Here is a 15,650-nt window from a genome sequence, read left to right on the forward strand (position 1 = left end):
ACTACGGCAGGCGCAAATTATTGTGGGTTAGCACGGGTGCTGGACAGCAGCGACCCGAGGCTGGCGGCTTTCGGCTTGACCAGCCAGAACTTGCGCAGGTAGTCGTCCAGGTTTTCCAGGAGGTTGCGACCCCATTCGCTGGAAGTTTCCTGCACATACTCGGCCAGCACACGTTGCAAGTGGCTACGGTACGACTCCATCGACTCACCGCTGATGCGCTGGATTTCCACCAGCTCATGGTTCACGCGGTCAACGAAGGTGTTGTCCAGGTCGAGCACGTAGGCGAAACCGCCGGTCATGCCCGAACCGAAGTTGTAGCCCGTCTTGCCCAGCACGCAGACAAAACCGCCCGTCATGTATTCGCAGCAGTGGTCGCCTGTGCCTTCCACTACGGTGTGAGCACCGGAGTTACGGACCGCGAACCGCTCACCGGCAGTACCGGCGGCGAACAGCTTGCCGCCGGTAGCGCCGTACAGGCAGGTGTTGCCGACAATGGCGCCGTCTTGGGTTTTGAAAGCGCTATTGGCAGGCGGCACGATGACCAGCTTGCCACCAGTCATGCCCTTGCCCACGTAGTCGTTGGCGTCACCTTGCAGATACAGGTTCAGACCGCCAGCGTTCCACACGCCAAAGCTCTGCCCGGCCGTGCCCTTGAAACGGAAGGTGATCGGCGCTTTGGCCATGCCTTGGTTGCCATGCACACGGGCGATCTCGCCGGAAACACGGGCACCAATGGAACGGTCGCAGTTGCAAATGTCCATCTCGAACTCGGCGCCGGTCAGACCGTCGATAGCCGACTTGGCCATGCCGACCATTTGCTCGGCCAGTTTGCCTTCGTCGAACGGCGGGTTGCGGTCGACCTGGCAGAACTGAGGTTTGTCCGCCGGAATATGGTCGCTGCCCAGCAACGGGCTGAGGTCGAGGAACTTCTGCTTGTCGGTTTCGCCCGGCAGCATTTCCAACAGATCGGTACGACCAATCAGTTGTTCAAGGCTTGCCACGCCCACTTTCGCCAGCCACTCACGGGTTTCTTCGGCCACGAAGGTGAAGAAATTCATCACCATTTCCACGGTGCCGATGAAGTGGTCTTTGCGCAGCTTGTCGTTCTGGGTCGCGACACCGGTGGCGCAGTTGTTCAGGTGGCAGATACGCAGGTATTTGCACCCCAGGGCGATCATTGGCGCGGTGCCGAAGCCGAAGCTTTCAGCGCCGAGGATCGCGGCTTTGATCACGTCGAGACCGGTTTTCAGGCCGCCGTCGGTTTGCACGCGAACCTTGCCGCGTAGGTCGTTGCCGCGCAGGGTCTGGTGGGTTTCGGCCAGGCCGAGCTCCCACGGCGCCCCGGCGTATTTGATGGAGGTCAGCGGCGAAGCGCCGGTGCCGCCGTCATAACCGGAAATGGTGATCAGGTCGGCATAAGCCTTCGCCACGCCAGCGGCGATGGTGCCCACGCCTGCCTCAGCCACGAGTTTCACCGAAACCAGCGCCGACGGGTTGACCTGCTTAAGGTCAAAAATCAGCTGCGACAGGTCTTCGATGGAATAGATGTCGTGGTGCGGCGGTGGCGAAATCAGCGTTACGCCTGGTACCGCGTAACGCAGCTTGGCGATCAAACCGTTGACCTTGCCGCCTGGCAGCTGACCGCCCTCGCCCGGCTTGGCGCCTTGGGCAACTTTGATCTGCAGCACTTCAGCGTTAACCAGGTATTCCGGCGTTACACCGAAACGGCCGGTGGCCACTTGCTTGATTTTTGAGCTGCGCACGGTGCCGTAACGCGCTGGGTCTTCGCCACCCTCACCGGAGTTGGAACGCGCACCGAGGCGGTTCATGGCTTCGGCGATGGCTTCGTGCGCCTCAGGCGACAAAGCACCCAGCGAAATGCCGGCAGAGTCGAAGCGCTTGAGGATCGCTTCCAGCGGCTCGACTTGGTCGAGCGCCAACGGCGTTTCGGCTTCTTTGACTTTCAGCAGGTCGCGGATCATCGACACCGGGCGGGTGTCGACCAGCGTGGCGTATTCCTTGTACTTGGCGTAGCTGCCTTGTTGCACGGCGGCTTGCAGGGTGTTGACCACGTCCGGGTTGTAGGCGTGGTATTCACCGCCGTACACGAACTTGAGCAAACCGCCCTGTTGAATGGCTTTGCGGTTGTTCCAGGCTTCGGCGGCCAGCAACTTCTGCTCGGCTTCGATATCGACGAAACGCGCGCCTTTGATACGGCTGGCAACGCCACGGAAGCTGAGGTTGACCACTTCTTCCGACAGGCCGACAGCTTCGAACAGCTGGGCACCGCGGTACGAAGCCACGGTAGAAATGCCCATTTTCGAAAGAATTTTCAGCAGGCCTTTGGAGATGCCTTTGCGGTAGTTCTTGAACACTTCATACAGATCGCCCAGCACTTCGCCGGTGCGGATCAAGTCGGCCAGCACTTCGTACGCCAGGTACGGATACACCGCCGACGCACCGAAGCCCACCAGCACCGCGAAATGGTGCGGGTCACGGGCGGTAGCGGTTTCGACCAGGATGTTGCAGTCGCAACGCAGGCCTTTCTCGATCAAACGGTGGTGCGCGGCGCCCACTGCCAGCGAGGCGTGGATCGGCAGCTTGCCCGGCGCGATGTTGCGGTCGGTGAGGACCAGCAGGCATTTTCCGCTACGAACGGCTTCTTCAGCTTGGTCGGCCACGTTACGCACTGCGGCTTCCAGGCCCATGCTTCGTCGTAGTTGAGGTCGATGACGTAACGCTCGAACCCGGGGGTGTCGAGGTTCATCAGCGAACGCCACTTGGCCGGAGAGATGACCGGCGAGCTGAGGATCACGCGGGAAGCGTGAGCCGGCGACTCTTCAAAGATGTTGCGCTCGGCGCCCAGGCAGATTTCCAGGGACATTACGATGGCTTCACGCAGCGGGTCGATCGGCGGGTTGGTGACCTGCGCGAACTGCTGGCGGAAGTAGTCGTACGTCGGGCGCACGCGCTGCGACAGCACGGCCATCGGCGTGTCATCGCCCATGGAGCCTACGGCTTCCTGGCCCTGCTCGGAGAGCGGACGCAGCACCTGATCACGCTCTTCAAAGGTGACCTGGAACATTTTCATGTAGTGCTTGAGCTGGTCGCTGCCATAGCTGGCGGCGCCATGGTCGTCGTCCATGGTCGCCTGAATGCGTACGGCACTCTTGCGCAGCCACTGTTTATAGGGGTGGCGCGATTTCAGGCGGCTGTCGATGTCGTCGGTGTGCAGCACCTGGCCGGTTTCGGTGTCGACGGCGAGCACTTGACCCGGGCCGACACGGCCCTTGGCGATAACGTCTTCGGGCTTGTAATCCCACACGCCGATTTCCGAGGCGATGGTGATGTAGCCGTTGTTGGTAGTGACCCAACGCGCCGGACGCAGACCGTTACGGTCGAGCAGGCACACCGCGTAGCGGCCATCGGTCAGCACCACGCCGGCCGGACCATCCCACGGCTCCATGTGCATGGAGTTGTATTCGTAGAAAGCGCGCAGGTCGGCGTCCATGGTTTCGACGTTCTGCCATGCCGGCGGAATGATCATGCGGATGCCACGGAACAGGTCCATGCCACCGGTAACCATCAGCTCGAGCATATTGTCCATGCTCGAGGAGTCGGAACCCACGCGGTTAACCAGCGGGCCCAGTTCATCCAGGTCCGGCAGTTGATCGTTGGCAAATTTGGTGCGACGGGCCAGCGCCCAGTTGCGGTTGCCGGTGATGGTGTTGATCTCGCCGTTGTGCGCCAACAGGCGGAACGGCTGGGCCAGCGGCCATTTCGGCAGGGTGTTGGTGGAGAAGCGCTGATGGAACACGCAGATGGCGGTCATCAGACGCTCGTCACCGAGGTCCGGATAGAACTGCTGCAGGTCGACCGGCATCATCAAGCCTTTATAGATGATGGTCTTGGCCGAGAAGCTGCAGATGTAGTGGTCGGTGTCGGCAGCGTTAGCCACCGAAGAACGGCGACGGGCGCTGAACAGTTTGATTGCAAATTCCTGATCGCTCAGGCCTTCGCCACCAATGAACACCTGCTCAATTTGCGGCAGACGCTCAAGGGCCAGACGGCCGAGAACGCTGGTGTCGATCGGCACTTTGCGCCAACCGATCAGTTGCAAGCCGGCGGCGAGAATCTCGCGGTTCATGTTGTCGCGCGCAACGTCGGCTTTGGCGGCGTCCTGGTTGAGGAACACCATGCCCACGGCGTATTGCGCGGGCAGCTCGGCGGCGAATTGCTCGTTGGCAACGGCACGCAGGAAAGCGTCAGGCTTCTGGATCAGCAGGCCGCAGCCGTCACCTGTCTTACCGTCGGCGTTGATGCCGCCACGGTGCGTCATACAGGTCAAGGCTTCGATAGCCGTTTGCAGCAAGTGATGACTCGCCTCGCCCTGCATATGGGCGATCAGGCCGAAGCCGCAGTTATCCTTGAACTCATCAGGATGGTATAGACCTGCTTTCATAGGGACTCTCACCAGGCAAACTTTGATCTATTTCAAACACTTACCGTGCGCGCAGGTCGTTGCGCCAGCTTTGCGCAGGCAAAAGGGGGTCATTGTACACAGACGAATATCAGCGAACAAATGTTGAGCGGCGAAACCGCGAAACCTTATGTCGCCTTTTTATAAGAAAGTACCAGGCGGTCGTGCTAAAGACCACCCGGTCATTGCCGTCTAAGCGCGCATCGGTCAGCGCGCTTGAGCTTCCTGCTGAATGCTGGAGAAGGTACGCGGCCACGGCTTGCCGGCTTGCACCTTGGCAGGCAGGTTCTTGATCGCGGCCTGGGCGGCACTGCGGTTAGCGAAGCTGCCATACGTGACGACGTACAGCGGCTTGCCGTTCAAGGTTTTCTTGAAGTAGTGGTACTCGGCGCCGTTCTGACGAACAAACGCCTGCGCGGCGCTCTCCGAACCCGTACCCAATACCTGCAGCGCAAAATTGCCGCCCGCCTGACTGGCATACCAGCCGCTGCCGGAACCGCTAGCTGCCGGGGCCGCAGGCTTCTCGACTTTAGCGACCGGTTTCACCGGCGTAGCAGCAGGTTTTGCGGCTGCGGCGGCGGGCGCTGCAGGCTTGGCAGCCGAGGCTGGCGCTTGCGGCTTCGCAGCCGGGGCGACTGTTGGCGCTGGCGGAGCAACCACCGGAGCAGACGGCGCGATAACCGGCGCAGCGGGTGCGGTGCTGGCTGTGGCGCCTTGCGGCGGCGCCATGCTGGTAACGGTCGGCGGAACGGCGCTAGCCGGCGGCTCGACAGCGCCGTCGTCGTCGCTGTCACCCAAACCCGAGGCTTGGGCGAGCGGCTCGCGAATAACAGGCTGCGCTTGCCCAACCAACGGCAACGGCAGTGGCTGGTTCGACCCGGCAAATTCCATCGCAGGCCCTTTACCGTCCGCAGGCGCAGCCGGAGCCGCCCCTTCGGTCGTTGGCGCTGCACTGCCGCCCAACGGCAGCTGAGCAGTGGCTGCCGCCTCAGGCTCCTGCTTGCTGCGGCCTTGCATCATCCACGCCGCGCCGACAGCAATCGCGACTACCACCAGAGCCAGCAAATGCTTTTTCGGCAGTTTGAATGCCATACCGCCTTTGGGCGCATTGCCCCGATTGGCCAGCATCGATTCGACAAGCGTTTCCCGAGCCACCTGGTTAATTGCGCCCGGCCAGCCCGCCGACTGCTGGTGAATATCCGCCACCTGCTCATCGGTGAACAACTCGACGCCCTGCCCCGCACCTTCCAGGCGCTGAGCCAGGTACTCGCGGGTTTCTTCTTCGCTGTACGGATCGAGCTCAATGGCGTGAAAGCGCTCTTCGCCATCGGCTAACAATTCCAAGCGCGGCAACAAGGCAGACTCGCCGAACAGGAACACGTGAGGGCGACCTTCGGCATTGCCAGCAGCCAATGCCAGCAAAGCGTCCAACGCCTCGTCGTCCAGCGACTCGGCGTCGTCAATCAACAAATAAACCTCTTGCCCGGTCAGCGATAGCTGCGCGACCTGCGAGAGCAGCGACCGAGCGTCCGCTTGCTGGACGTTCAACCCTTGAGCGATTTGACGCATCACGCCAGCGGCGTCGGTCGCTCCGCGTGCGGAGAACACCACGCCTATGCACGGCCTGTTTATTGGTGCTGGCCACCAGCGCCTGACGCAACAGGGTTTTGCCGCTGCCTTGCGGCCCGCTCACTACCAGCAGCAACTGGCTGTAGCGCGCCAAGTGGTGCAGTTGGCCGAGTACCGGCTTGCGCTGCGCAGGAAAAAACTTAAAGCCTGGGACGCGAGCGGCAAAAGGGTCGTGACTGAATTGGTAGTGGCCGAGAAAGGCCTCGTCGGCGTGCAGACTGGTCATGTGGCTCTCAATTAGTCTTTAAGGTGTTCCACCATGGCGCGGTAGTCCGCAACCAGAGTGGCATCCAAAATCTCGCGTGGAAAATCGCCTGTCACCACGGCTTCGCCGATCTGGCGGAGCAGGACAAGGCGCAACCGACCGCCAAGAACTTTCTTATCGACCGCCATATGGGTGAGAAAGTCCTCAGCGGTCATTTCTTCTGGCGGAATAACGGGCAGTCCCGCCTTAAGGAACAGGCGTATGCCACGGTCACGATCGGCCGTGCTGATCCAGCCAAGTCGGCAGGACATTTCGAGCGCCATTACCGTACCGGCGGCTACGGCTTCACCGTGCAACCACACGCCATAACCCATGTGGGTTTCGATGGCATGGCCAAAGGTATGGCCAAGGTTAAGCGTGGCGCGCACGCCGGACTCGCGCTCGTCAGCACCCACGACTTTGGCCTTCGCAGCACACGAGCGGGCGATTGCTTCCGTCAAGGCGGTTTGGTCGAGGCGACGCAGCGCGCCCATATTTGCTTCCGAGCCAGCTCAGGAAGGGTTCATCACAGATAAGCCCGTACTTGATCACCTCGGCTAAACCGGCGGACAACTCACGCGGCGGCAATGTGTTGAGGGTTGCGGTATCGATGAGCACGGCGTTGGGCTGATAAAACGCGCCGACCATGTTTTTGCCTAACGGGTGATTGATGCCCGTCTTGCCGCCCACCGAAGAATCGACCTGCGACAACAACGTGGTAGGCACCTGAATAAAGTCAACTCCACGCTGGTAACAGGCCGCCGCGAAGCCCGCCATGTCGCCGATAACGCCGCCACCCAAGGCAATAACCGTGGTGCTGCGTTCGTGTCGCGCGGTCAGCAGACCATCAAAAATCAGCTGCAGCGTTTCCCACCCTTTATAAGCCTCGCCGTCCGGCAAAATAACGGTCGCTACATCAAAGCCGCTTAGCGCTTGCTTGAGGGACTCGAGATAAAGAGGAGCAACGGTTTCATTGCTGACGATGGCAACTTGCTTGCCGGCAATGTGCGGTGAAAAAAGGGCGGACTGAAACCAGAAGGTTCGCGCCGATATAGATGGGATAACTACGTTCGCCCAGCTCAACCTGAAGAGTCCGCAGCGAAGCCCCCACGAGAAAAGGGCCATAGGATAGCGCATATCGAAGCGCGCTTTAACGGGGATGAAGCGCCTCAAGGCGCTCCAGAATTTCCTGCACCACCATACGCGGTGGGCGCTCGTCCGTTTCGATAATCACATCCGCGATTTCCCGGTAAAGGGGTCACGGATATGCATCAAATCGGCGAGCACTTTGCCAGGATTCGCCGTGCGAAGAAGAGGACGATTACGATCCCGCGAGGTGCGGTCTATCTGCTGATCAACCGATGTATGCAGATAGACCACGCGACTCACCAGTACGCAACGCCGAGCGATTTTCCGGACGCAGCACTGCGCCACCTCCGGCTGCAAGCACGACTCGTCAAGCTCACAGAGCTCACCGATTACTGCTTGCTCGCGCTCACGAAAGCCAGCCTCCTTCAACATCGAAGATCCAGGGAATGTTGGCTCCGGTTCGCTGCTCGATTTCCTTATCAGAGTCTTTGAATGACAGCCTTAACTCTTTTGCCAGCAACCTCCCGATGGTGCTTTTCCCTGCTCCCATCGGGCCTACAAGAATCAAATTTCGCACAGATTTAGCGACTCGACAGCGATTGCCGAGGTGTTCATGATACGCGGAGTCAGGAAAACCAGCAGTTCGTTCTTGTTGTCGGAGACGACGTCGCGGCGGAACAGGCGACCGAGGTACGGCAGGTCACCCAGGAACGGAACCTTGTCGACCGACTTGGTCTGCGTGTTGGAGAACACGCCACCGATCACGATGGTCTCACCGTCGCTGACCAGAACCTTGGCGTTAACTTCGTTTTTCTTGATCGGCGGCACACCGTTCAGGGCGTTGGCGAAGTCAGGCTCATCCTTGGTGACTTTCACCTCGATGATGATGCGGTTATCCGGCGTAATCTGCGGCGTTACTTCCAGCGACAGCGATGCTTCTTTAAACGAGGTGCTGGTAGCGCCGCTAGAGCTAGCTTCCTGGTACGGAATTTCAGAACCCTTGAGGATCTTCGCGGTTTCTTTGTCCGAGGTTACAACCTTGGGCTGGGAAACCACTTCACCGTTACCGGTTTTTTCCATGGCCGACAATTCCAGATCTAGGATCAGGTTGTCGCTCACGAAACCGGATGCCAATACCTGCGGTGCGGTTTTGCGACGCCCATGTCAACGAACGGGTAGTTACCGTTGCTGTCTTCGCCGTCATCGCCAGCTTCGTCGCCGTTATCATCGCTACCGTAGACCGAGCCACGACCGTTGCCGGAAAAGCTGGGTACCACCCCAACGAACACCGAGGCTCTTGTCATAGTTGACGTTGGCTTCAACGATACGGGCTTCGATCATCACCTGGCGAACCGGAATATCCAGCTGGGTAATGATACGACGCAGCTCGTCAATGCGCTCTTTGGTCAGGGTCACGATCAGGCTGTTGGTGCGGTCATCGAAAATTACCGAGCCACGCATATCGTCTTTCAGCGTGCCTTTAGCGCCCTCATCTTCGTAGATCTTGGCGATGTCCGAGGCTTTGGCGTAGTTCAGCTGAATGATGTCTTTACGCAACGGAGCCAATTCGGCGACTTGCTTCTGCGATTCCAGCTCTTGACGTTCGCGGGCAGCGATTTCGTCCGCCGGAGCAACCATCAACACGTTGCCGATTTTGCGCTTGTCCAGACCCTTGGTTTTCAGCACCAAGTCCAGCGCCTGATCCCACGGTACGTTTTGCAGACGCAGGGTGATGTTGCCTTGGACCGTGTCACTCGCAACCAGGTTGAGGTCGGTGAAGTCAGCGATCAGTTGCAGAACCGAGCGAACATCGATGTCCTGGAAGTTAAGCGACAGTTTCTCGCCGCTGTAGGCGAAGCGATCCTGCTTACGCTTTTCGGCATCTTGCTGGCTCAATGGTTTGACACTAATTGTCAGTTTGTTATCAGCCTGGTAAGCCAGGTAGTCGTACATGCCGGTAGGCTCGACGGTGATGATTGCTTTATCACCCTCTTCAACCGCGCTCACGAACTGCACAGGCGTGGCGAAGTCTTTCACGTCAAGACGAACGCGCAACGACTCAGGCAGATCGGTTTTGGCAAAGGCCAGACGGATCTTGCCGCCTTGCTCTTGAATATCCGGGTTCACCGACGCGTCGGACAACTGGATAACGACGTTGCCCTCTCGCCCTGCTCGCCGCGTTGGAAGTCGATGTTGCCAATGCTTTTGTTGACCGGTGCGAAGTTCTTTTTCGCTGGAGTAGAAGAGAGGGGTGCAACAGGCGCCACGGCGCTTGCCACCGGAGCGTTGGACAACGCGCCTTCGCCTACCACCACGAACAGGTTATTGCCTTCAGCGCGGGTGCTGTAAGGAACCAATGTGGCGAGGTTAATAATCAGCCGCGTGCGGTCTTTGGCTTCCACAACGGTCACGCTGCGTGCGTTGCCAACACCCAGTTCGCGGTTCTTCGAACCCGTCTGGTTGGTTACGCCTGGAAGATCCAGCGCGATGCGCGCCGGCTGCTCGATGGTGTAACCACGAGGCGCAGCGACCGGCTCGTCAAATGCCAATTTGAGCTCAACGCGATCGCCCGGCAAAGCAGCGACGTCGAGCGTTTTCAAGTTAGCGGCCAACAAGGTTGGCGACATAACCGCGACCAAACAGATATGCAGATGCGCGACAGCGAGCTTTTCATACTCAGGTTCCGTTGTACCGACTAGTACTGTTTTTCATCTTCCACCCCACCCTTAAGAGCGCTCTTTGAGAGAGAGGCTTCGTGGCCGCTCTAGCCAGCCACCTTCACCATCAGGAACAATTTCGACTACGTCGATTTTGCCTTCGCTGATGGCAATGATGCGTCCATTGTTACGTCCTAAGTAGTCACCCACTCTCACACGGTGCACACCACCCGCGCCGTTAACCAAGGCAAACATACCGGCCTCGTTTGAGAGTGTGCTCACCATCTGGAAGACTTCAATATTGAAACCTTCCAAGAATTGTTTGATGCGCGTGTCGTCGGGCTTGATTTCTTTTGAACCCTTTGACGATTAACCAGATCAATCTTGATCGGCGGCTGAAAAGGGCTACGGTGCAGCAGCACTGTAGGTAAACGCTTCGTATGGCTGAAACTTCGGGAGCGGTTCGATCGAGCCTTTTGGACGAGCGCGAACTTCGTCCATATAAGCTTGCAGGTCCGCGAAGTCGCCGCTCGAGTCACAGCCTGCCAAGGTGGCGAGTAAAAGGATGCCGAGAATAAGTTTAGATAACTTCATTATTTGGCTGCTCCCTTATCGTTGTAGCGATAGGTTTTAGCCAAGATATTCATCCGCAGCTTCGACGTGCTTTCCGAACTAACCGGCACGATATCGAAATCATGCAAAGTCACGATGCGAGGCAGGCTCGCTACGCCACTGACGAAGGTAGCCAGATCGTGGTACGCACCAACGACGGAAATCTGAATAGGCAGTTCGATATAAAACTGCTGAGCAGATTCCGGAAGCAGATTGATCTGCTCGAACTCAAGCCCACTACCCAACCCTGTGCGCGTGATGTCTTCAAGCAGACCAGGCACTTCCGTATCACTAGGAAGTTGGCGGAGCAGAGCACCAAAAGAAACTTCCATTTCCTTCATCTGTTCTTTATAGGCTTCAAGATTGGCAGCCTGAAAAGCTTTAGCCGAATATTGCTCTTTCAAGGTAACTTCCTCGCCACGCTGCATATCAAGCGTTGCCTGAAGATCCTTTAAGTGAAAGTTGTAACCCAGCGCCAACACAGCGACTAATAGGATTAAACAAGCAATCGCTTTTACTGGAGCAGGCCAGGAGCCCAGATTATTCAAGTCAAGATCTGAAACATCGATCTTGCGCAGGCTTTCCAACGAGTCAGACAGGCTCATTTCTTGACTCCTTCATCAGCGGCAGGCTGAGTTTGCTGAACGCTCAACTGAAAGACGTTCGCCTGATCCAGTTCGCCAGCTGTTACTGCCTTCACGGCGGTCAAGTTAGGTGCAGCCAGCCACTCCGAGCCGTCTCAGGTTACGCATCAGGTTCGAAACACGGTTGTTGGATTCGGCAGCACCATTAATAGCAATGGTTTTGCCTTTCATTGAAAGCGAAGTGAAGTACACGCCATCAGGCAGGTTCTGGCCAACTGATCAAACACTCGCCCGATAATCGGCCGATTGCCCTGCAGATCCTGAATAATCTTCATACGCTCAAGTAACTGCTGGCGACGCGTTTTCAGCTCGCTGATTTCTTTATTCAGAGCGTCCAGCACCGCGATTTCTTTTCTTGACGAATTCGTTGCGCGCATTCTGCTGATCAATCGCGCCATTCAGAGTATTGGTCGCCGAGAAATACAGCACCGCCGGCCACAATCAATACGCCTCGCCAACGTCACCAGAAACCGCTGTTTGCGCTCCTCGCGCAGCTGTTCCCGCCACGGCAGTAAGTTAATACGCGCCATTAGTCGAAACTCCTCATCGCCAGACCACAGGCAATCATCAAGGCTGGCGCATCCTAGCCAGAGCGCCTGCATTGACCTTGCCACTAAGCGCCATGTCGGCAAACGGGTTGGCAACCAATGTTTGCGTACCGATCTTCTGCTGAATCAGGCGATCCAGATCAGGGATTGAGGCGTCCACCTGCCAGCAGGATGTAATCGACATCGTTGTACTGGCCAGCAGCGAAGAAAAACTGCAGCGATCGAGAAACCTGTTGCACAACGGCCTCTTTGAACGGCTGCAATACTTCGCTGTCGTAGTCATCCGGAAGACCGCCCTGCTTCTTAGCAAGCCCAGCTTCTTCCACAGACAGGCCATAACGGCGCTGAATCTCTTCCGTCAACTGGCGACCACCGAACAACTGCTCGCGGGTGTAAATGGTCCGACCGTTATGCAAACGCTCAGCGTCGTCATGGTCGCGCCAATGTCGACAATTGCTACGGTCAACTCGTCATGACCGCTGCCCAACTGGGCGGACAGCAAGCCGTAAGACGCTCGAGCGCATACGCTTCAACGTCGACGACCTTGGCGGTCATGCCAGACAACGCTAGCGCGGCCTCGCGAACTTCCACGTTTTCTTTACGGCAGGCGGCTAGCAGCACGTCTACACGATCAGAATTGCGTGCCGAAGGTCCCTGCACTTCGAAGTCGATAGCTACTTCTTCAAGCGGATAAGGAATGTACTGGTCAGCTTCAATTTTGAGCTGGTTTTCCAAGTCATCGTCAGAAAGGCCGGCTTCCATCTCGATGGTTTTGGTAATGACGGCGGAACCGGCGACAGCAACGGCAACGGTCTTGACGCCGGTCTTGGCCTTGGCCAACTACACGCGACAATGCCTGGCCCACGCCTTCCAGTTCAGCAATGTTTTTCTCGACCACTGCGTTTGGTGGGAGCGGCTTCTACAGCATAAGCCTCTACTTTGCAGCGGCTTCCTGAGCGACTCAATTCGAGGAGCTTGACGGAGGTCGAACTGATATCGATCCCCAGCAGCGTATTCGCTTTCTTATTGAAGAGACCCTAGCACGACCGATTTCCTATTGGCATCCGCGACTTACGGACTATTTATGTTTTTTCACATTAAATAACAGTCTTGACATAAGCGCAAATGGCTACCTGGCAAAAAAAGCGCTTATAATGTGAACAGTTTTTCCCTTTCGACATCGCCCTACGCTTAACTCTTTCTTTTATCTGGAAATCCAAACATTTTGATGCGCCTGCTGAAGTTCTTCTGGTGGTCCTGCGTAGCCGTTTTTTGTGGACTGTTGCTCAGTCTGTCCGGCGCTTATCTGTACCTTAGCCCCGGTTTGCCATCCGTGGATTCGCTGCGCCGCATCCAGCTGCAGATCCCGCTGCGCGTCTACAGTAGTGACGCCAAGCTGATCGCCGAATTTGGCGAGATGCGCCGCACCCCCATCCGCTTCGCTGACATCCCCCCGAACTTCATCAAAGCGCTGCTTTCAGCCGAAGACGACAACTTTGCCAATCATTATGGCGTCGACCTCAGCAGCCTGATGCGCGCTGCCACGCAATTATTAAAAAGCGGCGGCCAAATCCAGTCAGGCGGTAGCACCATCACTATGCAGGTGGCGAAGAACTTCTTCCTCACCAACGAGCGCAGCTTCTCCCGAAAGATCAATGAAATCCTGTTGGCGTTACAGATTGAGCGTGAGCTGAGCAAAGATGAAATTCTCGAGCTCTACGTCAACAAGATTTACCTCGGCAACCGCGCCTACGGCATCGAAGCAGCAGCACAGGTTTACTACGGAAAACCTATGCACGATTTGAGCCTAGGACAGATGGCGATGATCGCTGGCTTGCCAAAAGCGCCTTCTCGCTTCAATCCGCTGGTCAATCCACAACGCAGCAAAGAACGCCGCGACTGGATCCTGGGCCGCATGTTCAAACTTGGCAAGATCGACCAAGGCCAATACGAGACCGCCCTGGCTGAACCCATTGACGCCAGTTACCACGTGCCAACCCCGGAGGTTCAGGCGCCTTACATTGCCGAAATGGCGCGCGCCGAAATGGTCGGACGCTATGGCAGCGAAGCCTATACCGAAGGCTTTCACGTCACGACGACAGTTCCTAGCAACTTGCAGGAAGCTGCCAACGAAGCAGTTCGAAGCGGTCTGATCAGTTATGACCAACGTCATGGCTACCGCGGCCCCGAAACACGCCTTCCTGGCATGACCCGTGAAGCGTGGCAAACCGAGCTGGCCAAGCAGAAAGTGCAAAACGGCATCGAGCCTGCCATCGTCACTCAAGTTGAAAAAAGCGGAATCCTGGTGCTCACCCGCGGCGGCCAGGAAGAGACCGTCAGCTGGGAAAGCATGAAGTGGGCGCGCCCCTTCCCGAATACCAACAGCCTCGGCCCACGTCCGCAAAAACCGGATGATGTTGTGCAAGTTGGCGACCTGATTCGCGTGCTTCGCCAGGAAGATGGAAACCTCGGCTTCAGCCAGATCCCAGCAGCGCAAGGCGCTCTGGTTTCGCTTGATCCGAAGAATGGGGCCATCCGAGCACTTGTCGGCGGCTTCTCGTTTGAACAAAGCAATTACAACCGCGCCACTCAAGCCAAGCGCCAGCCGGGCTCAAGCTTCAAGCCCTTCATTTATAGCGCCGCGCTGGACAAGGGTTACACAGCCGCCACCTTGGTGAATGACGCCCCGATTGTATTTGTGGACGAATACCTCGACCAGGTATGGCGCCCGAAAAACGATACCAACACGTTCCTCGGTCCCATTCGCTTGCGCGAAGCACTTTATAAGTCGCGCAACCTGGTATCGATTCGCCTCCTGCAGGCCATTGGCATCGAATACGCCCTCGACTACGTCAGCCGCTTTGGCTTCAACAAGCAGGAGTTGCCGCGCAACCTCTCTCTAGCGCTGGGCACCGCCAACCTCACGCCAGTTGAGATCGCTGGCGGATGGAGCACGTTCGCCAATGGCGGTTACAAGGTTCAGCCCTACCTGATTCAAAGCATTCACAGCCGCAATGGCGAAGCCCTTTTCGTGGCGAATCCGCCGAGTGCACCCGGCGAGAACGAAGACCAACCGGAAACGGTGGTCGACCCGGCAGCGATTGCAGAGAACCTGCCAGCCCAAGCCAGCAGCGCCCCCGCCCCCGTTGTTGCCGAACGCATCGTCGACGCCCGGACCACTTACATCCTGACCAGCATGCTGCAGGACGTGATCAAGCGCGGCACCGGTCGCCGCGCGCTGTCGATGGGGCGTAGCGACATCGCGGGCAAAACAGGTACAACCAACGAGTCGAAAGACAGCTGGTTCTCAGGCTTCAACGCCGACTACATGACCACCGTCTGGACCGGCTTCGATCAGCCAGAAAGCCTCGGCAGCCATGAATTCGGTGGCACCGTCGCGCTGCCTATCTGGATGAACTACATGAGCGCCGCACTGAAAGACAAACCGGCGCATACCTTGCCTGAACCACCTGGCTTGCTCACCTTGCGCATCGACCCGGTAAGCGGCCGTGCTGCGGCGCCGGGCACGCCAAACGCCTACTTCGAAGTGTTCAAGAATGAAGATTCTCCGCCACCCATGAACGAGCTAGATCCCGGCACCAGCGCACCCGGCAGCCCATTGCCCGCCGATGACGCTGCGCCCATTGATCTGTTCTAACGCATCAAATGCAAGGCAGGTAGCCTCGCCTTAATGCTGATGCACAGCCCAATAAAAAAGCCCCGCACTTAGCGGGGCTTTTTATTGGG

General features: G+C 57.8%; 2 protein-coding genes and 8 pseudogenes. 1 reads left to right on the plus strand and 9 read right to left on the minus strand.

Annotation, left to right across the window (positions count from 1 at the left end; translation table 11 throughout):
* Positions 1-17: 17 nt before the first annotated feature.
* The 9 genes and pseudogenes from gltB to ACZZZP_RS19280 form a co-directional block, all read right to left on the minus strand.
* Positions 18-4,462 (minus strand): annotated as a pseudogene (gene gltB, locus ACZZZP_RS19240) (glutamate synthase large subunit).
* A 225-nt stretch (positions 4,463-4,687) separates the two neighbouring features.
* A pseudogene (locus ACZZZP_RS19245) lies at positions 4,688-6,335 on the minus strand (AAA family ATPase).
* Positions 6,336-6,346: 11 nt separating this feature from the next.
* Positions 6,347-7,452: pseudogene (aroB, locus tag ACZZZP_RS19250) on the minus strand (3-dehydroquinate synthase).
* Positions 7,453-7,583: 131 nt separating this feature from the next.
* Positions 7,584-7,992: pseudogene (locus ACZZZP_RS19255) on the minus strand (shikimate kinase).
* 14 nt (positions 7,993-8,006) lie between these two features.
* A pseudogene (pilQ, locus tag ACZZZP_RS19260) lies at positions 8,007-10,116 on the minus strand (type IV pilus secretin PilQ).
* Positions 10,117-10,168: 52 nt separating this feature from the next.
* Positions 10,169-10,693: pseudogene (gene pilP / locus ACZZZP_RS19265) on the minus strand (type 4a pilus biogenesis lipoprotein PilP).
* Positions 10,693-11,316, minus strand: a complete 624-nt coding sequence (pilO, locus tag ACZZZP_RS19270; RefSeq protein WP_463383782.1) for a type 4a pilus biogenesis protein PilO — start codon at positions 11,314-11,316, stop codon at positions 10,693-10,695. The pseudogene pilP and the gene pilO overlap by 1 nt, the downstream one beginning before the upstream one ends.
* Positions 11,313-11,885 (minus strand): annotated as a pseudogene (locus ACZZZP_RS19275) (PilN domain-containing protein). The gene pilO and the pseudogene ACZZZP_RS19275 overlap by 4 nt, the downstream one beginning before the upstream one ends.
* A pseudogene (locus ACZZZP_RS19280) lies at positions 11,885-12,913 on the minus strand (pilus assembly protein PilM). Before ACZZZP_RS19280 ends, ACZZZP_RS19275 begins: the two co-directional pseudogenes overlap by 1 nt.
* 218 nt (positions 12,914-13,131) lie before the next feature.
* Between ACZZZP_RS19280 and ACZZZP_RS19285 the strand changes: the two are divergent.
* Positions 13,132-15,561 (plus strand): penicillin-binding protein 1A, encoded by a 2,430-nt coding sequence (locus ACZZZP_RS19285; RefSeq protein WP_463536774.1) that lies wholly within the window; start codon positions 13,132-13,134, stop codon positions 15,559-15,561.
* Positions 15,562-15,650 lie beyond the last annotated feature (89 nt).

Source organism: Pseudomonas sp. AC211 (assembly GCF_979258055.1).